The organism is Streptomyces sp. NPDC101194 (assembly GCF_044767885.1).
Lineage (GTDB): Bacteria > Actinomycetota > Actinomycetes > Streptomycetales > Streptomycetaceae > Streptomyces.
Map to the genome: position 1 here is coordinate 252,851 of NZ_JBIWOS010000011.1, position 24,966 is coordinate 277,816.

Consider the following 24,966-nt stretch of genomic DNA (forward strand, 5'->3'; position numbering starts at 1 on the left):
GCGGTCCGGGGCCGCTTCGGTCTCAACGGGAGGCCAGCAGCTCCTCGTACCGTGCGAGCGTGGAGTCCAGCGTGGCGTCAAGGGGGTTGGGCACGAGACCGTACGCCTTCCCGATGGCCGAGGAGCCGACGATCTGCGCCTGCGTGTGCTGGTAGCAGCTCGCCGGCATGGGTCACAGCGGCGTCACGCTGCTGGGCGCACAGACACGGATGCCGGCGGACGCGTCCGGGCTGGAGTGAATGGAGCGGCCGTTCCGTCCTCCACCGCCCCGGACGGGCCCGGTCCTTGGGCCCGTCCGGCGGCCGGGGACACCGTCAGTCGTGTGCGGAAGCCGCCCCCAGCAGGTCGCGGATGCGGGCGGCCGCGTCCCGGAACTCCGGGCGGCCCAGCGTCTCGCCGTACTCCCGTTCCGCGTCCAGCCCCACCTCGATGACCTCGGAGATCGTGCCGGGGCGCGGGCTCATCACCACCACGCGGTCGGCCAGATAGACGGCCTCCGAGATGGAGTGGGTGACCAGCAGGACGGTGGTGCGGGTCTCTCGCCAGATGCGGTTCAGCTCCATGTTCATCTGCTCGCGGGTGAGCGCGTCCAGCGCGCCGAACGGCTCGTCCATCAAGAGCACCGGGGGTTCGTGCAGCAGCGCCCGGCACAACGCCACACGCTGCTGCATTCCGCCCGACAGCTCATGCGGATAGGCGTCCTCGAAACCGGCCAGGCCCGTCATCCGGATCAACTCGTCGGTCCGGCCGCGCGCCTGCGCCACAGGCATCTTCCGGATCTCGGCCTGGAGCAGGATGTTGCGACGCGCCGAGCGCCACTCCAGGAGGGCGGCGCGCTGGAACACGTAACCGATGTCGTGTCGCACCCCGTCTACCTGCTCGCCGCCGAGCCGGACCTCGCCCGAGGACGGCTTCAGCAGTCCGGCGACCAGCTTGAGCAGGGTCGACTTGCCACATCCGGACGGTCCGACGATCGCCACGAACTCACCTGGCGCCACATCGAGCGAGACCTCGCGCAACGCGGTGACATCGCGCTTCCTGCTGCGGAACCGGACCGCGACATCGGACAGTCCGACCGCCGCGGCAGGAACCGGTGCCTTGGTCCGCGTCGTGTACTGCTTCGGCATCGTCATCCCTTCAGCGCCGTCTTCTCGTCCCAGTACTCCGCGACGGCCTTCGGCTTGCCGACCATGCCGGCCTCGGCGAAGACGTCGATGGTCTGCTGCCAGTCGGCCTCGTCGTTCACTCCGGGCGCCTTCCCCTCGGTGGACGAGGTGTGCAGCAGGGTGAGCGTCGTCTTGAACTGCTCGGCCAGGACCGTGGCCGGCGGCAGCTGCTCCGAGGCCCCGTCCATCGCCGCGACCGCCGGCCCGGGGGCCTTTTCGGCGGCCGCCCACGACTCGCTGACCGCCTGCACCATGCGTTCGGCGAGTTCGGACTTCGTGGCGAGGATCTTCTGTCCGGCGAGCAGACCGTTGGAGTAGAAGTTCAGCCCGTTCTCGGAGAAACGCAGATACGAGACCTTCTTCTTGGCCTTCTCCTGCATCGTGGGGCCCTGGTCACTGGCGTAGCCGAGCAGCCCGTCGGTCTTCCCGGAGATCACCGCGGCGATCTTGCCCGCAGGATCGGTGTTCTGGACCTTGACGTCCGACGCGTCGAGGCCGTTCTTCTTCAGGAAGATCGGAAAGGTCTTGGAGAGCGCGTCACCGGCGGTCCCCGCAATGGTCTTTCCCTTGAGATCCGCGGGCGATCCGATGCCCTCGGCGTCGAAGGACTGCACCGAAGCCGGAGTGGTCTGGAGGAAGACCCCGAGGCTCTTCACCTGGACGCCCTGGTCGACACCTGCGAGCAGTGCCGGGGTGTCGGCCCAGCCGAAGTCGGTCTGACCGGCGGCGGTCGCCTGCACCGTCTTCTGCGAGCCCTGGCCCGCCTGGATGCTCAGATCGATGCCGTGCTTCTCGAAGATCTTCTGCTGCTTGCCGTAGTAGAACGGCGCGTGTTCGCCGTACGGATACCAGTTGAGCGTCAGCGTGACCTTGTCCAGTTTCTTGCCCGATTCGCTCGTGGTGGTCGACGCGTCGTTGCCACCGCAGGCCGTGGCCACCAGGACGAGGGGTACGACACCGATCAGGAGTCTGCGCGCATGCATGGGCTGGCCCTTCTCGCGACGAATTCGGTATGACGCAGTCAGTACGTGGTGGTGGCGGAGGTGTCCCGGCGGCTGGCGTGCCACGGGAGCAGCAGCATTTCGGCGATCTCCACGACGACGAAGAGCACGACGCCGATGAGTGACATCACGAGCAGCCCGGCGAAGAGCATCGGGGTGTCGAGGTTGCCGTTGGCCTGGAGGATCACATAGCCCAGGCCCTCGTTGGCGCCGACGAACTCGCCGACGACCGCGCCCGTGACCGCCAGGGTGACCGCGACCTTGAGCCCGGAGAAGAGATGCGGGAGCGAGGCCGGGAAGCGGATCTTGAGGAAGGTCTGCCAGGGCCTGGCGCCCATCGTCGCCGACAGCTGGATCATCTCCGGGTCGACCGCCTTGAGGCCGGTGACCATGGAGATCACGACGGGGAAGAAGGCGATGAGCACGGCGATGAGGATCTTCGGCTCGATACCGAAGCCGAGCCAGACGACGAACAGCGGCGCGATCGCGATCTTCGGTACGACCTGGGCGAACAGCAGAATCGGATAGAGCGTGCGCTCGACGGTCGAGGAGTACACCATGACGACCGCCGCCAGTACACCGACGGCCACGGCGATCAGAAAGCCGAGCAGCGTTTCGTACGTGGTCACCCAGGTGTGCTGCCAAAGATATCCGGCCTTGCCGGTGAGGACGTCGAGGGTCGCCCCGGGGGACGGTACGAGATACGGCTTCACCAGCTCCGCCGCCGAGATCACCCACCAGACGGCGAAACAGGCCAGCAACAGGACGACGGGCCGCCAGCTCTGCTCGGCCGCCCGCGCGAACCGCTCCCCCGCCGAGGGACCGGCCCGTCGGACAACTCCCTCCGCTTCGGGGGGACTTTTGGTCAACGCGCTCTGGCTCACTGGGAACTCCCGCCGCTTCGGGTGCAGTTGTGGAGAGTTGTGCGATCCTGCGATGACGAGAAGGCGCTTTCAGAAAGCGCTTTCTGATAAGGTTTTGGCCACGCTAATGACTGCCTGCACGCACGGTCAATAGGTCGTCGACAAGTTTCGTGGCCTTCCACCACCGCGCCCTTGGGGGTCGAGTTGAGTGAACGGGGAACAGCGCACCGCCCGGAGCCGCGCGGCGGCCTTCCCGCAGCGGGGCACGTGACGCTCGACGCCGTGGCCCGGGAGGCCGGCGTGTCCTCCGCCACCGCATCGCGCGCCCTCAACGGCACGACCCGGGTCCGGGACGACCTGCGCGAGCGGGTGCGGGCGGCTGCGGACAAGCTCGGCTACATACCCAACGCGCACGCGCAGGCGCTCGCCGGTTCGGCCAACAACCGTACGGTGGGCCTCATCTGTCATGACGTCAGCGACCCCTACTTCGCCGCCGTGTCGAGTGGTGTGATGCGCGCCGCGGCCGAGCAGGACCTGCTGGTGATGCTGGCCTCCACCTTCCGGGAGCCCGCCCGGGAGATCGCCTATGTCTCGATGCTGCGGGCCCAGCGCGCCCGCGCGATCCTGCTCATCGGATCCGGGTTCCAGGACCGGGCGTGGGAGCGTGCCCTGGATGCCGAACTGGAGCCGTACGTACGGGGCGGCGGCCGGGTGGCCGTCGTCAGCCGGCACCGCAGCCTGCGCGTGGACACCGTGCAGCCGGAGAACCGGGCGGGGGCGGCCGCGCTCGCCCGGCGGCTGGTCTCGCTCGGGCACCGGAGATTCGCGGTGCTCACCGGCCCGCCCGCACTGACCACGGTCTCGGACCGGCTGACCGGCTTCCGGGAAGGCCTCGCGGAGGCGGGGATCGGGCTCGACCGGGTCGTGGAGGGCGCGTTCACCCGCGATGGCGGGTACGCGGCGGCCCGCGCGCTGCTGGTCGGCGACGGGCCGCGGCCGACCTGCGTGTTCGCGGTCACCGATGTGATGGCGGTCGGTGCGCTCGCCGCACTGCGGGAAGCGGGGCTGCGGGTACCGGAGGATGTCTCGCTCGCCGGTTTCGACGACATTCCGCTGGTGCGGGAGCTGTCACCGGCACTCACCACGGTGGCGCTGCCGCTGACCGCGATGGGCGAGGACGTGATCGCGCTGGCGCTGCGGGAGCGGTCCGCGCGGCGGCGGGCCCGGGTGGTGCGGGTCGCGGGAGAGGTGGTGGTGCGGGAGAGCACGGGAACGCCGCCGGTGGGGTGACCGGCGGCGCCCGGGTGCCGAGGTGTCCGTCGCGCTCCGGCGACGGAGAGCGGACCGTTACGGGTGGACGAGCACCTGGGAGAGTGCCACGCGGCCCGTGCCGGAGGTCACGATCCGCACCGTGCGGGTGCGGCTGTCCAGATTCAGAACGGTCGGGCGCAGTGCCTTCCCGCTGACGTGGACCGTTCCGTCGTCCGTGACGACATCGAAGTCGGCCGTCGTGGACGAGGAGTTGTTCCAGATCTCGATCTGCCGGATGTGCCGCTCGCGGCCCAGGTCGACCTGCCACCAGGCGCCCGCCTCCGACAGCGTGCGGGTGTCGGTGTTGGTGTCGGCGTCCAGGGCGAGCGCCGCCTCGGCCGTGCCCTCGGTGGAGGACTGGGCGGCGGTGCCGGTACGGGCCAGGTCGGTCCTCAGTTGCTCGACGGCGCCGCCGTGGGCACCCGCTCGCGCGGCGACGGCGAGGGCTCCGGCCGGGAGCCGGTCCAGACCGGTCAGGTTGTCCGTCATGACCGATCCCGTGCCGCCGAGAGCCGGCGCGGTGGTGTCGGTCCAGTTGCCCCGCGCGGTGTTCTGGATGCCGTAGTCGGCCCAGTTGGAGACCCACTTGTAGCCGATGCGGGTGATGACGTTCCGCTCGACGACGATGTGCGAGGACTGTTCGTCGAGGTAGATGCCGTTGCCGTCGCGCTCGGTGTTGCCGAAGGCGGAGCGGTTGATGTAGTTGCCGGAGACGACCGTGCCCGGCTGAGCGCCCTGGGTGTAGATCGCGCCGCCGTCGTGCTGTGCCTGTGCGACCTCCATGACGTCGGTGATCCGGTTGTCGGTCACCTTGTTGTCGCGCAGCACGGACTTCTGGGCCTCGGGCTGGTTCCAGCCCCAGCCGACCGAGATCCCTGAGTACGGGAGGTGGTCCAGGCTGTTGTGGTCGACGGTCAGCTGGGCCTCGTAACCGGCCCAGATCCCCACCGAGTCGGTGTACTCGACGCCGGTGCGGCTGATGGTGTTGTACGCGACGGTGTTCCGCTCCCCCGCGAGCGCCGCCCCGGGCATCGGCTCGGTGTCGCCCACGTACACCGCGCCGGAGGAGAGGTCGGTGAAGGACGACCGGGTCACTGAGCTGTCCTTGGTGCCCGCTTCGAGGATCGCGCCCGCCCCGCCGAGGCGGCTGAACCGGGCGTTGTCGATGCTGACGCGCTGTCCGCCGCGCACGGTGACCGCGGCGGAGGGCTTGGTGTAGAAGCGGCCCGCGTGGTCGACGGGGCCGGTGGCTCCGGTCAGGGTGAGGCCGGCCTGCATGCCCGCGTAGCCCTCGTCGGTGTCCGGCTGGCGGTACGCCGCGTAGGCGAATCCGATTCCGCTGACCGTGAGGTCGTGGGCACCGTCGACGACGAGCAGCTGCTCGGTGTGCGGGGTGACGGCCTGGGCGCGGCGCATGTTCTCGCCCTTCCGCGGCAGGTACGTGACGGTGCGGTCCTTCGAGCTCCACACGAACTCGCCGGGTTCGTCGAGGAGTTCGCGGGCGTTCTCGAAGTAGGCGACACCGCTGTAGCGGGTGGAGTCGACCGCGGTGGTGTCCCAGGCGGGTCCGGTGCGGTTGGTGCCGCTCGCCGAGTTGGTCCAGCAGGGCTGGGCGAAGGTCATGACATCGCCGCTGACGTCGGTGATCCGGCAGTGGTAGTTGCGCCAGCGGACCCGGATGACGGCCTCGGCGTCGGTGGGGCGCTGCCACGTGGCGATGCCGGTGGCGGTCGCGCCGGTCATGCCGGTCCTGGTGGCGTCACAGGTGCTCGCCGCGCAGGCCGCGCCCCGGGCGCGGGTCGCGCGCCGGCCGTCGATGAAGAGCTGGCGCGGGGTGGCACCGGCCGGGACGTCGGCGGTCCAGGTGCCGTCGGTGTTCGGCCGCCAGCCGGTGATGTCCTGTCCGCCGGAGAGGACCGGGTGGGCTCCGGGGGCCGCGGTCCAGGTGACCGTGTGGCCGTCCTTCCCGGAGTCGGCGACGCCGAGTCTCAGGGGTTCGGCAAGCTTGTACGTACCGTCTCTCAGGAGTACGCGGACATCACGCCCGGTCTCGGTGCGGGCCTCGTCCCGGGCGCCTTCGAGGGTGCAGGGGCGGGCGGCCGTACAGGAGCTGCCCTGCCCGTCCGGGGCCGCGTGGAGGGTGCGGACCCCGGGGGCGGCCAGGGCGGCCGGGGCGGAGAGGAGTGCGGCCAGAACGGCAGCGGTGGCGGCAGCGGCGGTTGTCCGTACGACGTTCAGAGGGCGGCGGTTCACGCGGAGGCCTTCCAGTCGGGGTGGCCGGGCATGGGCGGATTCACGGCTCCGAAGAGCCAGTCGCGCAGGAACGGGTCGAGGGACGTGTCGCCGGTGACGTCGACCGTGTGCCGGATGAAGGCTTCGCTGGTGCAGGTGGAGTCCTTGAAGCGCTTCACCCACTCACGCATGACCCGGTCGAACTGCCGCTGACCGATCCGGAGGCTCAGGGCGTACAGGACGAGTGCGCCGCCGTCATAGATGTTGGTGCCGCCGAGCGCCTTCGGGAGTCCGGGCGGGCCGTCGGCGGCGCGGACCGCGTCGAGCTTCTCGTACGTCGCCTTCATCTTGTCCTCGAAGACCGACCAGCCGCGCTCCTCGCCGTACAGGCCGGCGTAGTACACGGCGGGGCCCTCGTTGAGCCAAGCCTGCTGCCAGTCGTTCGGGGTGACGGAGTCGCCGAACCACTGGTGGACGAGCTCGTGGACCATGGTGGTCTCGTAGCCCGGCTGGCCGTTGGCGTTGGGCTTGAACCAGTTGGTGGAGAACAGGGAAAGGGTCTGGTTCTCCAGGGCGTCGGTGTAGCCGTCGTAGATGTGGACGCCGTAGACGGAGAACGGATAGCGGCCGAACTTCGCCTCCAGCCAGTCCAGGTGGTCCGGGGTACGGGCCACGATCGGACCGTACTTCTCCTCCTGCCCCTGCGGAACGACGTGCCGCAGGGGCAGGCCTCGCCGGCTGGTGCCGTACAGATAGGTGCCCTTGACGACGGCGATGCCGATGAGTTCGGTCGCCATGCGCTCGCGCAGGGCGAAGTGCCACACGGTGGAGCCGTCGGCGCGCGGGGTCTTGTGGAGCAACTCACCGTTGGCGGTGGCGACATAGCCCTGCGGTGCGCTGATGTGGAAGGTCCACGTCGCCTTGTCGGACGGAGTGTCGTTGCAGGGCAGGAAGGTGTCGGCGCGGGAGGACTGGGCCGCGGAGGCGAAGCCGCCGTCGGTGCCGAACTTCCAGCCGGTCAGGCCGAGTCGGGGCGCCTTGCCGTTGCCCCGGTAGCGGACCTCGACAGCGAACGCCTGCTCGTTGTGGAGCGGTCGGGCAGGGGTGATGGTGAGCTCCTGGCCGCTCTGACCGGGCGAGAGCTCCCAGCCGGCGGGGCGACCCGCGACGGTGACGGACTCGATGGTGTGTCCGTCGGTGTCCAGGTTGAACGCGGAGAGGTCCTGGGTGGCCTTGGCATTGATCTTCACGGTCGCGGTGAAGTCGTACGTCACCGGGGTGAAGTCGAAGGTCAGGTCGTAGTGGACGACCTGGTAGCCACCGTTGCCGAGGGTCGGGAAGAGCGGGTCGCCGACGCCGTCGGAGCCCGGCTTCGGGTCGAAGCCGTGCGGCTGTGCGAGGGCGGGCGAGCCGAGGGCGGGTACGGCGACGGCCGCCGCGACCGCCGCGCCGCCGATTCTGAGGGCCGAGCGTCGTGTCGTCACTTCTTCCCCTTCTGGAAGGCGTCCTCGAACTCGCCACGGGCCTGCTCGCCGCCCTTGGCCAGGTAGTCCTTCACGAGCTGGTCGTAGGCGGACATGGGCTTGCGGCCGGCGATGATGTCCTTGAGCGCGTCCTGCTTGAACGTGTAGAGGCTGCCGGTGCCCTTCGAGTCCCAGGTGGGCGAGGAGTACCGCAGGGTCGGGTCCTGCTCCATGATCGGAATCATCTTGGTGAAGGCGTCATGGACGTGGCGGACACCCTGTTCCGAGTCGGCGCTGAAGATGGCGGGGACGGCGGAGGCCATGAACTTCCACGGCACGGTGACGTCCTGGGTGCCCTGCTTGGTGAGGGCCGGGTTGCCCTTGGCGTCCCGGGTGAAGTCCTTGCCCTCGACGCCGTAGTTGATGAGCGTGTACTCCTGGCTGCCGAACGGGGACGCGGCGAAGTCGGCCAGCGCGAGAACCTGCTTCACCCGGTCTCCGGACGCCTTCTTGATGTGGGTGTTCTGGAGCTCGACGTTGTCCATCCAGGCGATGGCGTCCTTGCCGACCGGGACGAACGGGCGCGGGTCGTACTTCTTGTCGATCGCGTTCATGGCCGCGACGTACCCGACACCGGGTGCCAGATAGGTGGGCATGCCGTCGTACACGTACGCGCCCTTGCCGTTCTTGAACATGTCCGTGTACTGGGCCTTCTGCGCCCCGGACATCTGGAGGGTGCCCGGGTAGAAACAGCCGGCCTTGTACAGCTCGCGCGCGGTCTCCACGGCCTGGCGGTACTCCGGGGTCTCCAGGTCGGTGGTGAACCTGCCGGTCTTCTCGTCCAGTCGCCAGAAGTAGGGCGCGCCCGCCGACATGGCGAGTACGTTGGTGACGCCCGCGATGATCGCGTACTGGTCCTTCTTGGGCCGGGTCAGTTCCTTGCAGAGCTCGACGAACCTGTCGAGGCCGGTGATCTGGTCGAGGCTCGTGACGCCGGCCTCCTCGAACAGGTCGTGGCGGTAGAAGCCTGCGCCGCCGGTGCCGGTGCGGGCGATCGGGATGCCGTACAGCTTTCCGCCGAAGATGGCGGCCTGCCAGGCGCCCTTCGGGATCGCGGCCAGGTTCGGGTAGTCCTTGGCCTTCTCACCGGCGAGATACGGGGTCAGATCCGCGCACGTGGCCTGCAGGAAGGCGGCCTTGTTGTCGACGCCTCCGATCTCGGGGTACATGAAGAGGTCGGGCAGGCTGTCGCTGGCGACCATGGTGGAGAACTTGGTGCCGTAGTCGTCGGCGGGGACGGCCGTGATGTTCACCTGGCCGCCGAGGAGCTTCTCGATCTCCTGCCAGGCGGCGTTCTTGCCGCGGGCCGGCGGCGGCGGGGAGAAGGTCTCCATCGTCGCGCTGATCGGCTCGGCGCCCTTGAGCGGGGTGTCCTTCGTGGCCCGGAGCGGCTTGGCCGGGTAGCTGAAGTAGCCCTGCGGAACACCGGCGGCGGTGCCCGCCAGGTCGGGCTTGAGGCCGATGTTCCGGACCGCGGTGTCCGGGATCAGCGAGGCGCTCTTGGCCTCCGCCTTCGCGGTCGTGCCGCCGTCGCCGCAGGCGGCCAGCAACGGGGCGGCGGCCAGTGCGAGACCGACGCCCGCGCCCATGCGGAACAGTGCTCTGCGGTTGATGGGGGTGGAGCTCGACACCTGAATCTCCTTGGGAGAGGGGACGGAAGGAGTGGGGGGCGGTGGCTGCGCTCAGCCCTTGACGGCGCCGGTGAGGACGCCCTTGGTGAAGTAGCGCTGGAGGAACGGGTAGACGCAGAGGATCGGTACGACGGCGATCACCAGGACCGCCATCTGTACGGCCTGCTGCGGGGCGAGGACCTCGCCGGCCGAGGCGGCGTTCAGGCTCTGGCCCTGCAGGACATAGGTACGCAGCACCATCGGCAGCGGCCACTTGTCGGAGTCGTTGAGGTACAGGAGCGCGTTGAAGAAGGCGTTCCAGTACGTCACCGCGTAGAAGAGGCTGATGACGGCGAGGACGGCCTTGGACAGCGGCAGGACGATCCGCACCAGGATGCGGAAGTCCCCGGCGCCGTCGACCTTCGCGGCGTCGTACAGCTCCTCCGGCAGGTTCATGAAGAAGGACCGCAGGACGACCAGGTTGAAGGCGCTCACCAGGGTCGGCATGACGAGGGCCGCGTAGGTGTCGTACAGGCCGAGGCCCTTGACCAGCAGGAAGTTCGGGATGATGCCCGCGTTGAAGAGCATCGTGAACAGGGCCGTCATCAGGATGAAACGGGAGCCCGTGACATCGCGGCGGGACAGTCCGTAGGCCATGCCCACGGTGACGAGCAGGCTCGCGAGGGTGCCGAGGACGGTGATGCCGACGGAGACGATCAGCGCTCGGGTGACGACTCCGCCGGTGAAGATGGTGCGGTAGGCGTCCAGGGTGGGGTGGTCGGGCCACAGGACGAGACCGGAGCTCTTGATGATGTCGGTCTGCGAGGCGAAGCTCGTGCCGATGACGCCGACCAGCGGGTAGGCGACGGCGAGGACGACCACGACGACGACGACCGCCTTGGCGATCTGCCCGATGCGGGTGGGCCGTTCCATCCACGGCGGTCGGCCGTCGGACGCGCGGACGGCGGCGGGCCGGGGCGTCGGTGCGGTGGATTTCGTCGTGGCGCGCGTCTTCTCAGCGGTCAGCACCGCGGTACACCCCTTCGTGGCCGAGTCGGTGGGCGAATTTGTTGGCGCCCAGGACGAGTGCGGTGCCGATGACCGCCTTGACGAGTCCGACGGCGGCGGCGACGCCCCAGTCGTTGTCCTTGATTCCGTGGTAGTAGACGTAGGTGTCCAGGACCTCACCGGCGTCCGGGCCGACCGCGTCGCGCTGGAGCAGGATCTGCTCGAAGCCGACGGAGAGGATCTGCCCGAGGTTGAGGATCAACAGCAGGATGAGTACGGGGGCGATGCCGGGCAGGGTCACGTGCCACAGACGGCGCCGCGGACCCGCGCCGTCGATCGCGGCCGCCTCGTACTGCTGTTTGTCGATGTTCAGCAGCGCGGCGAGGATGATGATCGTGCCCCAGCCGGCGTCCTTCCAGGCCACCTGGAGGGTCAGCAGCCACGGGAAGGCGTCGGGGTCGCTCATCATGTCGTAGCGCGGCAGCCCCAGTCCGCCGAGTACGTCGGGCAGGAGTCCGGCGCCACCCAGGATCTGCTGGAAGATCGAGACGATGATGACCCAGCCGATGAAGTGCGGCAGGTAGACGACGCTCTGCACGAAGCGCCTGATGCGGTCGCTGGCGATGCTGTTGAGCAGCAGGGCGAGGGCTATCGGGACCGGGAAGAAGAACACCAGTTGGACGAGGGCGATCTCCAGGGTGTTGAACGTCGCGGACCAGAAGGCCGGCTCACCGAACGCGGCGGAGAAGTTGGCGAACCCCACCCAGACGCTGTGCATGTACCCGAGGTACGGCTGATAGTCCTGGAACGCGACCACGTAGCCGAGCAGCGGCACGTAGTGGAAGACGACGAAGTACAGCAGGCCGGGCAGGGTGAGCAGCAGCATCACCCGATCCCGCTTGATCCGCTGCCAGAGTGTCAGCCGGTGCTGTGCGACGACGGCCTGGGCAGCGGGCGGGGAGGGTGTCTCGGCCTTCTGTCGCCGTTTCTCCCGCGGCAACGGGGGTGCTGTTTCAGCCATGGTGCGTCCTGTTCGGCTGGGTGGCGCATGGTGAGCCTTCTGGGGCCGCAAGTTAGTAAGCGGTTAACCCAAGCGTCAAGAGATCCGGCCGAAAGTCGTTGAGACGCGATGCCTCAGTCGGTGATTCCTCTCCAGAGAATCAGCAAAAATGCTTCTGAACTGGACAGTTGGGATGACCGCGAGCTTGACGGTCGACCATCGGGCTCCTTAGCGTGCCGGTCATTCCATAGAACGCGATTACTATCCGGAGGCAGGGTGCGAACCACCGAAGAGGCACCGGCTCATTCCGGTGGCGATGCCGCGGCACCGCGCCCGCGACGGCCGCGCACCGTCCTGGTCATGAGCCCCGGACTGCTCGACGACGTCTTTCCGCCACCGGTACGGGCACGTCTGGAAGAGACCGCCGACCTGCTCCATCCCTCCGTCGTCAGCGAGTTCGACTCCCCGGACGCCTCGGCGGCGCTGGGCATGGCCGAGGTCCTGCTCACCGGCTGGGGCTGCCCGCCCGTGGACGCCGAACTGCTGGACCGGGCGCCCGCGCTGCGTGCCGTGATCCATGCCGCCGGCACGGTGAAGACGTTTCTGTCCCCGGCCGCGTTCGACCGCGGGATCGTCGTCTCCTCGGCCGCCGCCGCGAATGCCGTACCGGTAGCCGAGTTCACCCTGGCGGCGATCATCATGGGCGCCAAGCGCGTCTTCCCGCTCGCCGGGCTCTTCCGCACCCGGCGCACCCACCGCACCGGCGCCGACCTCGACCGCCAGCACTGGCTCGGCACGCACGGCCTGACCATCGGCGTGGTCGGGGCGTCCCGGATCGGCCGCAGGGTCATCGAACTGCTCCGGGTCCTCGACGCGGAGGTCCTGCTGTACGACCCGTACGTCAGCCGGACCGAGGCGGAGCGGCTCGGTGTCACCTCGACCGACCTGGACACCCTGGTGGCGACCAGCGACGTGGTCACCGTCCACGCCCCCGACACCCCCGAGACCCGCGGCATCATCGACGCCAGGCGGATCGGCCTGATGCGGCCCGGCACCCTGCTCGTCAACACGGCGCGCGGCCCTCTGGTGGACACCGAGGCGCTGACCGGCCACCTGGTCAGCGGGCGCCTGGACGCGGTCCTCGACGTGACGTCGCCCGAGCCGCTGCCGGACGGCCACCCCCTGTGGGACCTGCCCAATGTCTTCCTCACCCCGCATCTCGCGGGCGCCCAGGGCAACGAGGTGGGGCGGCTCGGGGCACTCGCCGTCGACGAGCTGGCGCGGTACGCGGGAGGCATTCCTTTCGACCACCCGGTGCACCGGGCCGACCTGGGGAGGATCGCATGAACCCATTCCCGGCGCAGGCTCTAGGCTCGGCGTCACACAACAGCCACCAGGGGGTGAGCCGGATGCGCCGGCAGAGCACAGCCGCGGACGGACAACGGCGCGCGACGGTCACCGATGTCGCCCGGCGCGCGGGCGTCTCGACGGCCACGGTCTCCCGCGTACTGAACCGCAACTACCCGGTCGCCGAGGCGACTCGGGAGCGCGTCGAGGCCGCGATGCGCGAACTCGGCTATGTCGTCAACGCCCACGCGCGTGCGCTGGCCGGCGTCTCCAACCGCACCGTCGGCATCATCGTCAACGAGGTCATCGACCCGTTCTACGCGTACATCGCCCGCGGAGTGGAACGGGAGGCGGCGCTCGGCGGACGGCTCTGTCTGGTCTGCTGCACCCAGGGCGACCCGCAGCGCGAGCTGGCCTTCATCGATCTGATGCACGAGCGCAGGGCGGACGCCGTGGTCGTGGTCGGCGGCTCCATCGCGGACCGCGGCTACACCACCGAGCTGGCCCGCAGGGCGCGCGAGCTGGACGCGGGCGGATCGAAACTCGTGCTGTGCGGCAGGCCCCCGCTGGGCGAGCAGGCACCCACCGTCGCGGTCGAGTACGACAACGAGGGCGGCGCCTTCGCCATCACCGACCATCTGCTGATGCAGGGGCACGAGCGGATCCTCTACCTCGGCGGACCGCCCAAGCTCTCCACCACCCGCGACCGGCTGGCCGGGCATCAGCGGGCCCTGGAACTGCGCGGTGTCGCAGTGCGCCCCGAGCTCGTCCAGCCCGGCGCGTTCAGCCGCGGCTTCGGGTACCGACGGATGGCGGAACTACTGCGGGACGGAACGGATTTCACCGCGGCCTTCGCCGCCAACGACATGGTGGCGGCGGGCGCCGCGCAGGCCCTGGAGGAAGCCGGGATCCGGGTGCCGAAGGACGTCTCCCTGGTGGGGTACGACGACATTCCGGTGGCTCAGGAGCTGCGGCCGCGACTGACCACCGTCCATGTGCCGCTGGAGGAGATGGGACGCCAGGCGGTACGGCTCGCCGTGACCCGCGGGGACGAGGACGACTGGCGCGAGCCGACCACGGGCACGCTGCGGCTCGGGACCCACATCGTGGTACGCGATTCCGTTGCACCATGCCCCGGCCGGTCCACCCGCATGTGACCGCTTACTTCCCGCCTGTCCGCAGTTGGCCATAGAAAATCACAGTAACTTCGTGACTCCCCTTGCGGCTCGATAGCAACCGCTTACATGCTGACGCCGAGCAGCACCCGTTCCGCACGCCTCCGCCCCTCACTCGTTTCTGCAGGGAGAGTTCCGCATGCGCACAACCACTGACTCCGTCGGCTCCACCACCTCCCCTTCCTCCGCCTCCTCCCTCGTCGGGCGGCGTTCCGTCCTCGCCGCCGTGGCCGGAGCCGGCGCGGCGATCGCCCTGGGCTCGGGCACGGCCCGGGCGGCCACGGCCGACGCCCCCTCCGGTCCGGGCACGGGCCGTCCGGTGCAGCTGACCCTGACCGCGCGGCCGGCCGCCGAGGCCGAGCGTCTGCGGCTCGGGCAGGCCCTGCGCGGCTCGGAGTTCCAGCCCACCGGCCTGTACGTCCCGGCCGGTACCCCGCTCTCCCTCACCGTCCAGCCGTACGACGGCCTGCTGCCCACCCTGTGGATCGGCGCCTGGGACTACTACGGCGAGATCACCGAACCCCGGAGCTACCCGTTGACCGCGGGCGCCAATACCGTGACGGACCCCCACGGCGGCCCGGTCTACCTCACCCTGACGGGCAGCGGCGAGCGCGCCGGGGTTCTGATCCGCTCCGGTGCCGTCGCCATGCCGGTCTTCACGCTGGGGCGCACCACCGAGGCCGACTACCAGCAGCAGCTGGACACACTCACCACGTCGCCGTACGTCGAGCTCCACGCCCCGCACACGATCATGACGCTCACCCGCGAGGGCGCGCTGCTGTACCGCGACGAGGACCATGCCGCCCTGCTCGGGCTGGTCGAGACGATCATCGACTCGCATGCCCGGATCAGTGGCCTGGACGGTTCGAAGCCGGTGCACCGCCGCAAGGCGGGGCCGTACCACTTCACCGAGGTCAGCAAGGTGCCGGCCGGTGTCGGTGCCTACGCCACCCACGGCTACAACGGCTTCCCGCGGGCCTATCTCGACCGGGCCACGACGGTGGAGGGACTGCGCACCCGCGGCTGGGGCCTCTACCACGAACTCGGCCATCTTCACCAGCAGTTCGCTTACAAGCCCGGTGGTCTGACCGAGGTCACGGTCAACATCTACTCACTGGCCGCGCAGCGCACCCTGAAGCAGCCGTCCAACCTCCTCACGGTCGACGCGGCGACGGGCCTCACCTACTTCCAGTCCGCACAGCGCAAGTTCGGTACGGACGGGCTGAGTTACGAGAAGTCGTTCGGCGCCTACGAGAAACTCGTGCCGCTGCGCCAGCTGGAACTCGCCTTCGGCGACGACTTCTGGCCCCGGTTGCACAAGCTGGTGCGCGAGGAGAACCCCCAGTCCCAGTACACGGAGAACGACAAGCGCTACCGGGCCCTCGCCACGTACTCCAGCCGCGTCGCCGGCCACGACCTCACCGACTTCTTCGTGAACACCTGGGCGTTCCCGATCGATGCCACCGGCAGGGCCGAACTGGCCGCCCTGAACCTGCCGAAGCCCCCCGTCGACCCGTCCACGCTGACCGACTGACCGGGGCGGGAAAGGAACCACCGTGAACCTCAGCAGAAGGACCCTTCTCGCGGCCGGCACCGCCACGGCCGTCACGGCCGTCACGGCCGTCACGGCAGGGACGACGCTCATGACGTCGGCGGGCGCCGCCCAGGCGCGGCCCGTCACGACCGCGTCCGACAGATCGACGACGGCAGCGGACTTCGGCACCCTCCTCCAGCGCGCCGAAACGCTGCTCACCGGCGGCGGGTTCGACCCGTCCGACACCGACTTCACAGCGGCGCTCGCGGCCCTGGACAGCACGGCCGCGGGGCTCTGGAGCACGCTCGACCGCAGTGCCGGACGGACCGCCCTCTGGTCCGACCTCGCCCCGCTCACCGACCCGGGAAACTTCGGCCAGAGCTACACCCGGCTGCGTACCGTCGCCACCGCCTGGGCCACCGAGGGCACCTCTCTCGCCGGGAGCGCGGAGGTGGCGGACGCCCTCGTCGCCGCACTGCGCTTCACCCACGACACCGCGTACAACCCGGCCAAGCGCGAGACCGGCAACTGGTGGTTCTGGGAGATCGGCGCCCCACGTGCACTGATGGACTGCTCCGTCCTCCTCCGCGAAAGGCTTCCCGCAGCCGATCTGGCGGACTATCTGGCGGTCGTCGACCGCTTCTGCCCGGACGCGGACCGCCGTACCAACTCCCCCACGCTCGCCGAGACCGGCGCCAACCGCACCGACAAGGCCGTCATCGTGGCACTGCGCGGGCTGCTGGGGCAGGACGCCGACAAGCTCGCATCCGCCCGCGACGCGCTCTCCGACGTGCGCGACTCAGGGCGCAACAGCCTGTTCCGCTACACGAGTTCGGGTGACGGCTTCTACGAGGACGGTTCGTTCGTCCAGCACGACGTGGTCGCCTACACCGGTTCGTACGGGATCGTGCTGCTCAATGGCACCGCCTATCTGCTGGCACTCCTCGCCGGCTCCGAGTGGGCGGTCGCCGACCCGGACGTGTCGGTGATGTACGAGGCCGTGGAGCGGACCTTCGCCCCGGTCGTCTTCGACGGACTGATGATGGACTCGGTGCGCGGTCGGGCGATCTCCCGGGAACGCGCCGGTGACCACCGCGACGGCGCGACGGCCCTCTCCGCGATCCTGCTCCTCGCGTCCGGCGCCCCCGCCGCGTACGCGGACCGCTGGCGGGCACTGGTCAAGGGCTGGCTGACCCGCAACCGCACGACGCCCTTCACGGCCCTGGCGACGCTGCCCCAACTCGCCCTGGCCAAGGCCGTGCTGGACGACCACACGGTCGAGGCCGAGGCGCGCACGACGGGTCACTTCGTCTTCGCCGACATGGACCGCGTCGTGCACCGCCGCCCCGGATGGGCCTGCGCGCTGTCGCTGTCGTCGAAGCGGATCTCGGCGTACGAGGCGGGCAACGGCGAGAATCTGCACGGCTGGTACACCGGCGACGGCATGACGTATCTGTACGACGGCGACGATCTGGGGCAGTTCAACGACGGCTTCTGGCCCACCGTCGACCCGTACCGGCTCCCCGGCACCACGGTCGACACCCGTCAGCGGTCCGATCTCGGCACGGGCGCCGGCACGTCCACCTACCGTCCGACGAACGCCGTCGCCGGCGGGGCCGTGCTGGGCGGCCGGTACGGGGCCGCCGCGATGGAGGTGATCGGCGCCCAGGGGAGCACCCTGAGGGCCAAGAAGTCCTGGTTCCTGCTGGACAACGCGGTGATCGCGCTCGGCACGGGCATCACCGCGAGCGACGGCCGGACGGTGGAGACGATCGTCGAGAACCGCAATCTCGGCACGGACGGACGGCACCGGCTGCTGGTCGACGGCGTCCGGCACCCCGTCGAAGAGGGCTGGACCCAGGACTTCGAGCGAGCCCGGTGGGCGCATGTCGACGGCGTCGGCGGCTACGTCTTCCCCGAGGGGACCGCCCTGCGCGCCCTGCGCGAGCAGCGCACCGGCACCTGGCGGGCCATCAACACCGGAGCGGACACGGGTGGCAGCACCGATCCCGTCACCCGGCGCTACCTCACCCTCTGGGTCGACCACGGTCTCTCCCCCACCGATGCCCGGTACGCCTATGTGCTGCTGCCCGGCGCGTCGGCGGCGGCGACCTCGGTCTGGTCGCACTCCCGACCGGTCCGGACAGTCGCCAACGATGCCACCGCGCAGGCCGTGGAGGTGCGCCGCGCGGGACTGACCGCCGTGAACTTCTGGGGCGCCGGAACCGCGGCCGGGATCACCGCCTCCGGTCCGGCGTCGGTGCTCGTGCAGCGCCGGGGCGGACACGTCTCGGTCGCGGTCGCCGACCCGGGCCGGACGCTCACCACGCTCTCGGTCGAGCTGCCGTTCCATGTGCGGTCGGTGGTGGACGCCGATGACACGGTGAGCCTCGTACCGGGCCGCAGGCCCGTACTCACCGTCGCCGTGGGCGGCTCGCGCGGCCACACCCACCGAGCCCGACTCGTCCAGTAGTCCGCCCCTTCCCCCCTTCCGAGGAGCAGCACCACCATGTCCGTCGCACCGCATCTGCAACTGCCGCCGCCCGACCGGATCCTGTCCTCCCGTACCGGTTGGACCCGGGCCCACTGGGAGGCGACGGCCGACCGGATGCTGGACGCACTGGTGCCCCACGCGACCCCCGGCTTCGCTCAGTACCGGCTGCCCGGCCGCAACAGCTGGTCGGGGGTCGTCTCGGACGGACTCGAAGGATTCGCCCGGTCGTTCCTGCTCGCCGCCTGCCGGATCGCAGGCGCGGACGGGGCGGTCGACGCCGCACTGATCGAGCGGTACACGACGGGACTGATCGCGGGCACGGACCCTCAAAGCGGTGAGTCCTGGCCGCGGCTGACGGACTGTTCGCAAGCGATGGTGGAGGCGGCGTCGATCGCGGTCGCGCTGCACGAGACGCGGCCGTGGATCTGGGACCGGCTGGACGCCCGGGTGCAGGAACGGGTCGTCGACTGGTTCTCGGGGTTCGTGGGCGGACGCACCTGGGACAACAACTGGCGGCTCTTCCAGGTGGTGTCCGAGCAGTTCCTCGCGTCGGTCGGCGCCCCGTACAGCCGCTCGGACATCGAGAGCAATCTGGACAGGATCGAGGACTGGTACGTCGGTGACGGCTGGTACACCGACGGGGACGGCCGCAATTTCGACTACTACATCGGCTGGGCCATGCATCTGTACCCGCTGCTGTGGTCGCGGATCGCGGGCCCCGACGACGGCGGCCGGACCGAGGTCTACCGGCAGCGGCTCAGCCGCTTCCTGGAGGACTACCCGCACTTCTTCGGATCGGACGGCGCACCGGTCCACCAGGGCCGGTCGCTGACATACCGCTTCGCCGCGCTCGCACCGGTGTGGATGGGAGCACTCGCCGACTGCACCCCGCTGGCGCCGGGGCTCACACGCCGGCTCGCCTCGGGCACGATGCGGCACTTCGCGGAGCGGGGTGTGCCGGACGAGCGGGGGCTGATGCCGCTCGGCTGGTACGACACCTTCCTGCCGAGCACCCAGCCGTACTCCGGCCCCGCCTCGCCGTACTGGGCGAGCAAGGGCTTCCTCGGACTGCTGCTCCCGGCGGACCATCCGGTGTGGACGGCCCGCGAACTCCCCCTGCCCATCGAGGAGTCCGACCAGTACACCTCGCTGCCCGCCCCTGGCTGGCTGCTGCACGGCACCCGTGACGACGGCATCGTGCGGCTGATCAACCACGGCAGCGACCACAATCCTCCGTACGACGAGGCGGACGATCCGGCCGAGGGCACCCACGATCCGCACTACGCGAAGCTCGCCTACTCGACGGCGACGGCGCCCGAAGCCGCCCCGCACGCCGTGGCGCGCTCCATCGACGGCCATCTGGCGCTCGTGGCCCCGGACGGCACCCCGTCGTCCCGCCGCCGCATCCATCCGCTGCGCTGCGAGGACCGCGTCGCCGCCTCCTGGTACGCAGCCCGGCTGCCCGGTGACGACCAGCCGTACCGGATCGGAACGACGAGTGTGCTGCACGGTCCGTGGGAGATCCGGGTGCACCGGGTCGAGGCGCCCGAGGGAGCGGTGGTGCGGGAAGGGGGTCACGCGGTCGCTCATGAGGAGAACCCGTTCGCCGTGTCCGGTCCCGACTGGGCGCTCGCCCGTACGGCCGACGGTCTCAGCAGCGCCCTGGTCGCGCTCCACGGCTGGGACGGCGGCGCCGAGGCAGCGGGCGTGGCGCGTGACGTCCAGTCCAACGCGTACGGCCCGCGCTCCGCGATCCCGTATCTGCGCAGCCGGCCGCATCCGGGCGGGCGAAGCATCCATGTGTCGCTGGTCGCCCTCTCCCGGGACACCGTGCGTCCGGAGGCGCTGCGCGATTCCGTGCGGGTGCGGGTGGGTGCGGACTCGGTGGTGCTGACGTTCCTGGACGGGAGGACGGTCGAGGTCTGACGCACGGGGCCGTTCGGGTCCTGGGCGCCGGTCGGGAGTCGGGGCCGGTCGGGGCAGACCGTGGTCGATGCCACGCCGACTGCGATGCTCCGGCGGGGCCGATGTCTCACCGTCAGCGAACGCGCGCGGCCGGCGTCCCCTCGCGTACCGGGCCGCGCGGCCCGCGTCTCAGATGCCGAGGCTGTTGCCCTCTCGCTGATCGATGTGCACGACGAGTTCCCGCGCCAGGGACTTGATCATGTCCAGCCCTGCCCTGCCCCACGACCTGGGCACGGTGTCGACTGCGCAGACGGCGCCCAGCGCGACGCCCGTGCGGTCGATGAGGGGCGCGCCGAGGTAGGAGCGGATGCCTATGTCGTCGACCACCGGATTCCCGGCGAACCTCGGGTAGTCGCAGACGTCCTCCAGGACGAGCGCCTTGCGCCGTACGACGACATGCGGGCAGTAGCCGCGGTCCAGGGCCACGTACCGTGCCCCGCGACCACTGGCCGCGGCCGTGGCACCCAGGTCGGAACCCTTGTCCGCGCCGGCCGGGGTGTGCAGTCCGGCGAAGAACTGCCGGTTCCCGTCGATGAAGTTGACCATCGAGAAGGGCACTTCGGTCACTTCGGCCACGCGGTCGGCGAAGGCGTCGAAGTTGTCGAAGGAGGAGTCGACACGTTCCCCGAGGCCCAGGGTCCGCAGCCGTCGCGTACGGACGAGGGCGTCGCGGTCGACAGGCGTGAGCGGCAGCCGGTCGGCGACGTGTCGGATCACGGGTGGGCTCCGAAGGCGGACATCGGGGCCGGCGTGGAGCTCGCGTTGATCAGGTGCTGGACCAGCGTGACCAGCGCCCCGGTGCCGGAACTGGCGATCCGGGCGTCACAGAGCACGACGGGCACGTCCGCCTCCAGATCGAGTGCGGCCCGCACCTCCTCGGGCGCATAGCGGAAGGCGCCGTCGAACTCGTTCACCGCGACGATGAATCCGATGCCGCGCCGCTCGAAGAAGTCGACGGCGGCGAAGCACTCCGCGAGCCTGCGGGTGTCCGCGATGACCACCGCTCCGAGCGCGCCCTGGGAGAGTTCGTCCCACATGAACCAGAAGCGTTCCTGGCCGGGGGTCCCGAACAGGTAGAGGACATGCTGCTCGTCGAGCGTGATGCGGCCGAAGTCCATCGCCACGGTGGTGGAGGTCTTGGACTCGATGCCGTCGAGACTGTCGGTCGCCGCGCCGACCTGGGTCAGCAACTCCTCCGTGCTCAGTGGCGCGATCTCACTGACCGCGCCGACGAACGTCGTCTTGCCGACGCCGAAACCGCCCGCCACCAGCACCTTGAGCGCGACGGGAAAGCCTGCCGAGCCCCCCGGTCCGTCGCTGCCGCGGGAGTCGTAGGTGCTGCCCGAGTCATAGCTGTCGTCGTAAGCCATCGAGCACTGCCTCCAGCAGGGATCGGTCGGTGGGCATGTCATGGAAGGCGGGCGGATGCGCGGTGACCGCCCCGCAGTCCACCAGGTCGGATACGAGCACCTTGGTCACCACCGCGGGCAGCCGTAGATGGGCGGCGATCTCCGCCACGGAAGTGGGACCGCAGCACAATCCCAGCGCCACGGAGTGCTCGGGACCCAGATGCGTCTGCGGCTCGGTCCCCGTGGCCATCACCAGGGAGAGCAGGTCGAGCACGGTCGTCGGACGGGTGCGGCCGTTGCTCACGGTGTACGGGCGGATGAGCCGTCCTGCCGCGTCGTCGAGCAACGGCCCGTCCGGAGGGACCGACACCCTCAAAGCCCCGTGGGACTCGGGACCCCGGCCGCTTGTCTCGCCGGAGTCATCAGGTAGGGCCGGACGCTCTTGACCAGCATGGCCATCTCGTAGCCGAGCACCGCCGGGTCCGCCTCGCGCCCGGCCAGTACGGCGAGGCAGGTGCCCGACCCGGCGGTGGAGACGAACAGCAGCGTCGAATCGAGCTCGACCACCACCTGGCGTACGTCGCCGCTGTCGCCGAAGCGCGCGCCGGCGCTGCGGCCGAGTGAGTACAGGCCCGCGGCCAGCGCCGCCATGTGATCGGCGCTGTCGGCGTCCATGCCATGGAGGGACTTCACCAGCCCGTCTGCGGAGAGAAGGACGGCGCTGCGCGTGTACGGCACGCGCTGGACCAGTCCGCTCAGCAGCCAGTCGAGGTCCGGGACCTGACCGGACGGCATATCGGTCGCCATGGTGCATCTACTCCTTGGAGGTGTTCGCTTCGAGAGGGTCGGTGGCCTGGGCCGCGCCCGGCTCCGGAACCGGGGCCCGGTGGTACGGGGCGACGGTCGCCGTCCGTCCGCGGACCGGCAGCGGGACCTGCGGCCGCCAGGCCTGGGACGGCGTCGATCCGTGGTGCGTGTCCGGGGCCGGATCGGTGTCCGTCTCGGCCTCGGTGCGTGCCTCGGCCAGTTCGATGCCCCGCCGGAAGGCCGCCATGAGACCGGGGTCGTGCAGGATCTGTTCGCCCTCGGCGCGTGCGGCCGGTGCCTCTCTGAGCTGCGGAACCAGATGCTCCTGATGGGCGCGCCTGGGGAGTTGCGGCCGGCCGACGGTGCCGCGCGCGACGCCGGGCTCAAAGGGGGGTGGCGCGGGTGCGTCGTCCGTGCGCCGGTTTCCGGGCCGGGTCTCGGCCGGGGTGGGTCGGTCGAGGCGTTCGGCGCGCAGGGGAAGCGGCGGGGCTTCGGCCTGGTGCCGTGCCTGCCGGGGTGGTCGGTGCAGGCGCAGCGGTTGGCCGGGGCCGTGTGGCTGTTGGTCGGTTCCGGCCTGTGGACCGGGTGCCGGGCCGGGGTTCCGGTCCGGCCTGCGGTGGCTGCCGGGGTCGTTCTCGGCGGGTGGGCGGTGCACGGGGCCCGGGGGCGGGACAGGAGTCGCGTCGCTCCCGGCCGGGGCGTCCGCACCCGCGCCCAGCAGACACTGCGGGAGAACGAGTACCGCCTGTGTGCCTCCGTAGATGTTGCTCTGCAGCCGGACCGCGATGCCGTGCCGCCGGGCGAGCGATGCGACGACGAACAGGCCGATCCGGCCGTCCTGCAGCAGACGGGCCACACTGACCTGGTCCGGGTCGGCCAGCAGGGCGTTCATCCGCTTCTGCTCGTCGCCGGGCATGCCGAGGCCGCGGTCCTCGACCTCGAGCGCCAGTCCGGCGGTGACCTGCTGTGCGCGCAGCAGCACTTGGGTGTGCGGGGCGGAGAACACGGTGGCGTTCTCCACCAGTTCGGCCAGCAGATGGATCACATCGGCCACGGCGTGACCGCGCAGCGTGCCGTCGACCGGGGGTACGAGTTTGACCCGTGGGTACTGCTCGACCTCGGCGATCGCCGAGCGCAGGACCTCGGTCACGGTGACCGGGTTGCTCCACTGCCGTCGGGAGACGGCGCCGCCGAGCACGGCGAGGTTCTCGGCGTGCCGGCGGATGCGTGTGGCGAGGTGGTCGACCTGAAAGAGGCCCTTGAGCAGGTCGGGGTCCTCGACCTCGTGCTCCAGCTGGTCGAGCAGCTGGATCTCGCGATGCACCAGCGACTGCAGACGGCGGGCGAGGTTGACGAAGACCTCGACCTTCTGTTCCTCGCCGGTGCGGTCGGGGAGCCGGGACGCCTGCACGACAGCGGCCACGGCGACCTCCTGCTGGCGGCCGAGTTCCTGTGCGAGCAGCTCGAAGGGGTCGCTGCCGGGAGCGGTGGGCCGCGCGGGCCGTCGCGCGGGCACGGGCTCGCCGTTGCGGAGCTGTTCCACCACCCGCTGCAGTTCGGCCTGGCCCTGTGCGCTGGCCCGGCGGAGCGCCAGACAGCGGCCGAGGACGGTGGTCGCGACGCGGTCGGCGGCCAGGTACGCGGACAGCACGGCGGCGAGGGCCAGCGCGCTTGCCACGCCCAGGGCGGTCCACAGTTCCGCGGTCGCCCGGACGCCGGTGGAGCGGATGGTGAAGACGACCGCTGCGGCGCCGCTCAGCACGGCGGCGACGGTCGGCAGTACCGCTGCGCGCAGGAGTTGGGGACGTATACGCGCCTCGAGGGATGGCTGGGCGGCGCGCGGCCTGGCCGTGGCCGAACGGGAACGGGCACCGGGTCGGCCGTGCCGTCCGCCCTCTCGGCGTTCCGGTCGCGCTTCGGGTGCGCGCAGTTGAGACATCAGTGTCCTCGGTACGTGGGGCACCAGGAATCGGCGTTCATGTGGTGGCACCTACGGTGGTCGGTCAGGCTCGGTTCATCGGTCGGGCAGGCTCGGCAGTGATGAGCCCACCGTTGATCACCGGGCACACACGGTAGTCGTCCATCACGTATGCGCGACGGGCAGTTGTCGAACTTGCCCGCCATCCGTCCCGCTCTGGTATGAGCTGTCGCACGGTCGACCGATTACGTCGCTTTGACGCCTGGTCGTAGGACACCCGAACGGTCCACAGGACGTGTCCCCGCCCCGGCGTCGTTCGGCAGACGGCGGTGCCGAGGCACGGCCCGGGGCGTCGAGTTCCTGAGCGCGGGGACCCCGGCGATCCGGCCGACATCAACTCCACCACCTGCCCCGACGACGGTCGCGGCGGCGGCGCCGGAGTCACGGGCACGTTCAACGTGGACACCGGCGACGCCGGCGCGCGCGAGATCCGCCACCGCCTCGACGGCGAGTTGCCCGAAGACACCGACCCCGGCCTGCTGGACGGCACCGACGAGTCCCCGGACGGCGAGGGTGGAAACTGCCGCAAGCCGCCCACCAAGCCCGCCCTGACCGTGGCAACGGTGCCGTAGCCGAGCGAACATCACCTCTCAGCTCCCCGCG

General features: G+C 70.3%; 21 protein-coding genes. 7 read left to right on the forward strand and 14 right to left on the reverse strand.

Going from position 1 to position 24,966, the window contains the following annotated elements:
* Nucleotides 1-22: 22 nt before the first annotated feature.
* The 4 genes from ACIRP2_RS32710 to ACIRP2_RS32725 all read right to left on the reverse strand — a co-directional run bounded on the left by ACIRP2_RS32710 (nucleotide 23) and on the right by ACIRP2_RS32725 (nucleotide 3,051).
* On the reverse strand, nucleotides 23-169 hold the full coding sequence (locus ACIRP2_RS32710) for a hypothetical protein (protein ID WP_404256681.1): 147 nt from the start codon (nucleotides 167-169) through the stop codon (nucleotides 23-25).
* Nucleotides 170-314: 145 nt separating this feature from the next.
* Nucleotides 315-1,133, reverse strand: coding sequence for an ABC transporter ATP-binding protein (locus ACIRP2_RS32715; protein WP_404256683.1), 819 nt, complete (start codon nucleotides 1,131-1,133; stop codon nucleotides 315-317).
* On the reverse strand, nucleotides 1,130-2,149 hold the full coding sequence (locus tag ACIRP2_RS32720) for an ABC transporter substrate-binding protein (protein WP_404256685.1): 1,020 nt from the start codon (nucleotides 2,147-2,149) through the stop codon (nucleotides 1,130-1,132). Before ACIRP2_RS32720 ends, ACIRP2_RS32715 begins: the two co-directional genes overlap by 4 nt.
* Nucleotides 2,150-2,187: 38 nt before the next feature.
* On the reverse strand, nucleotides 2,188-3,051 hold the full coding sequence (locus tag ACIRP2_RS32725; protein ID WP_404256687.1) for an ABC transporter permease: 864 nt from the start codon (nucleotides 3,049-3,051) through the stop codon (nucleotides 2,188-2,190).
* 246 nt (nucleotides 3,052-3,297) lie between these two features.
* Here ACIRP2_RS32725 and ACIRP2_RS32730 point away from each other — a divergent pair, with 246 nt between their 5' ends.
* The gene (locus ACIRP2_RS32730) at nucleotides 3,298-4,320 is read left to right on the forward strand and encodes a LacI family DNA-binding transcriptional regulator (protein WP_404256689.1); all 1,023 of its coding nucleotides are present in this window, start codon (nucleotides 3,298-3,300) and stop codon (nucleotides 4,318-4,320) included.
* 57 nt (nucleotides 4,321-4,377) lie between these two features.
* Here ACIRP2_RS32730 and ACIRP2_RS32735 read toward each other — a convergent pair whose 3' ends face one another.
* From ACIRP2_RS32735 to ACIRP2_RS32755, 5 genes are all read right to left on the reverse strand, one after another.
* A complete protein-coding gene (locus ACIRP2_RS32735) occupies nucleotides 4,378-6,594 on the reverse strand; it encodes a right-handed parallel beta-helix repeat-containing protein (RefSeq protein WP_404256691.1) in 2,217 nt (738 codons plus the stop codon).
* Nucleotides 6,591-8,057 carry a M1 family metallopeptidase gene (locus ACIRP2_RS32740; protein ID WP_404256693.1) on the reverse strand — a complete coding sequence of 489 codons (1,467 nt, stop codon included), beginning with the start codon at nucleotides 8,055-8,057 and terminating at the stop codon, nucleotides 6,591-6,593. The genes ACIRP2_RS32735 and ACIRP2_RS32740 overlap by 4 nt, the downstream gene beginning before the upstream one ends.
* The gene (locus tag ACIRP2_RS32745; protein ID WP_404256695.1) at nucleotides 8,054-9,727 is read right to left on the reverse strand and encodes an extracellular solute-binding protein; all 1,674 of its coding nucleotides are present in this window, start codon (nucleotides 9,725-9,727) and stop codon (nucleotides 8,054-8,056) included. The genes ACIRP2_RS32740 and ACIRP2_RS32745 overlap by 4 nt, the downstream gene beginning before the upstream one ends.
* A gap of 51 nt (nucleotides 9,728-9,778) precedes the next feature.
* Nucleotides 9,779-10,639 carry a carbohydrate ABC transporter permease gene (locus ACIRP2_RS32750; RefSeq protein ID WP_404256806.1) on the reverse strand — a complete coding sequence of 287 codons (861 nt, stop codon included), beginning with the start codon at nucleotides 10,637-10,639 and terminating at the stop codon, nucleotides 9,779-9,781.
* An 82-nt stretch (nucleotides 10,640-10,721) separates the two neighbouring features.
* The gene (locus ACIRP2_RS32755; protein WP_404256697.1) at nucleotides 10,722-11,735 is read right to left on the reverse strand and encodes an ABC transporter permease; all 1,014 of its coding nucleotides are present in this window, start codon (nucleotides 11,733-11,735) and stop codon (nucleotides 10,722-10,724) included.
* A 339-nt stretch (nucleotides 11,736-12,074) separates the two neighbouring features.
* Between ACIRP2_RS32755 and ACIRP2_RS32760 the strand changes: the two genes are divergently transcribed.
* From ACIRP2_RS32760 to ACIRP2_RS32780, 5 genes are all read left to right on the forward strand, one after another.
* Complete coding sequence (locus tag ACIRP2_RS32760; protein ID WP_404256699.1) at nucleotides 12,075-13,061, forward strand: hydroxyacid dehydrogenase; 987 nt, start codon at nucleotides 12,075-12,077, stop codon at nucleotides 13,059-13,061.
* 62 nt (nucleotides 13,062-13,123) lie between these two features.
* Complete coding sequence (locus ACIRP2_RS32765) at nucleotides 13,124-14,218, forward strand: LacI family DNA-binding transcriptional regulator (RefSeq protein ID WP_404256808.1); 1,095 nt, start codon at nucleotides 13,124-13,126, stop codon at nucleotides 14,216-14,218.
* 157 nt (nucleotides 14,219-14,375) lie between these two features.
* Nucleotides 14,376-15,770, forward strand: coding sequence for a M60 family metallopeptidase (locus ACIRP2_RS32770; RefSeq protein ID WP_404256701.1), 1,395 nt, complete (start codon nucleotides 14,376-14,378; stop codon nucleotides 15,768-15,770).
* Nucleotides 15,771-15,792: 22 nt separating this feature from the next.
* Nucleotides 15,793-18,243 (forward strand): polysaccharide lyase 8 family protein, encoded by a 2,451-nt coding sequence (locus ACIRP2_RS32775; RefSeq protein WP_404256703.1) that lies wholly within the window; start codon nucleotides 15,793-15,795, stop codon nucleotides 18,241-18,243.
* A gap of 36 nt (nucleotides 18,244-18,279) precedes the next feature.
* Complete coding sequence (locus tag ACIRP2_RS32780; protein WP_404256705.1) at nucleotides 18,280-20,190, forward strand: DUF2264 domain-containing protein; 1,911 nt, start codon at nucleotides 18,280-18,282, stop codon at nucleotides 20,188-20,190.
* A gap of 168 nt (nucleotides 20,191-20,358) precedes the next feature.
* On the opposite strand, the gene ACIRP2_RS32785 is transcribed toward ACIRP2_RS32780, so the two are convergent.
* From ACIRP2_RS32785 to ACIRP2_RS32805, 5 genes are read right to left on the reverse strand one after another with little or no spacing between them, the layout of a single operon-like run.
* On the reverse strand, nucleotides 20,359-20,946 hold the full coding sequence (locus ACIRP2_RS32785; RefSeq protein WP_404256707.1) for a GAF domain-containing protein: 588 nt from the start codon (nucleotides 20,944-20,946) through the stop codon (nucleotides 20,359-20,361).
* Nucleotides 20,943-21,599: a GTP-binding protein gene (locus ACIRP2_RS32790; RefSeq protein ID WP_404256709.1), complete on the reverse strand. Its 657-nt coding sequence runs from the start codon at nucleotides 21,597-21,599 to the stop codon at nucleotides 20,943-20,945. The genes ACIRP2_RS32785 and ACIRP2_RS32790 overlap by 4 nt, the downstream gene beginning before the upstream one ends.
* On the reverse strand, nucleotides 21,577-21,948 hold the full coding sequence (locus ACIRP2_RS32795; RefSeq protein WP_391746446.1) for a DUF742 domain-containing protein: 372 nt from the start codon (nucleotides 21,946-21,948) through the stop codon (nucleotides 21,577-21,579). Before ACIRP2_RS32795 ends, ACIRP2_RS32790 begins: the two co-directional genes overlap by 23 nt.
* A gap of 2 nt (nucleotides 21,949-21,950) precedes the next feature.
* Nucleotides 21,951-22,385: a roadblock/LC7 domain-containing protein gene (locus tag ACIRP2_RS32800; RefSeq protein ID WP_404256711.1), complete on the reverse strand. Its 435-nt coding sequence runs from the start codon at nucleotides 22,383-22,385 to the stop codon at nucleotides 21,951-21,953.
* A 7-nt stretch (nucleotides 22,386-22,392) separates the two neighbouring features.
* Nucleotides 22,393-24,324, reverse strand: a complete 1,932-nt coding sequence (locus tag ACIRP2_RS32805; protein ID WP_404256713.1) for an ATP-binding protein — start codon at nucleotides 24,322-24,324, stop codon at nucleotides 22,393-22,395.
* A 308-nt stretch (nucleotides 24,325-24,632) separates the two neighbouring features.
* On the opposite strand from ACIRP2_RS32805, the gene ACIRP2_RS32810 reads away from it, so the two are divergent.
* On the forward strand, nucleotides 24,633-24,935 hold the full coding sequence (locus ACIRP2_RS32810; RefSeq protein ID WP_404256715.1) for a hypothetical protein: 303 nt from the start codon (nucleotides 24,633-24,635) through the stop codon (nucleotides 24,933-24,935).
* Nucleotides 24,936-24,966: the final 31 nt, after the last annotated feature.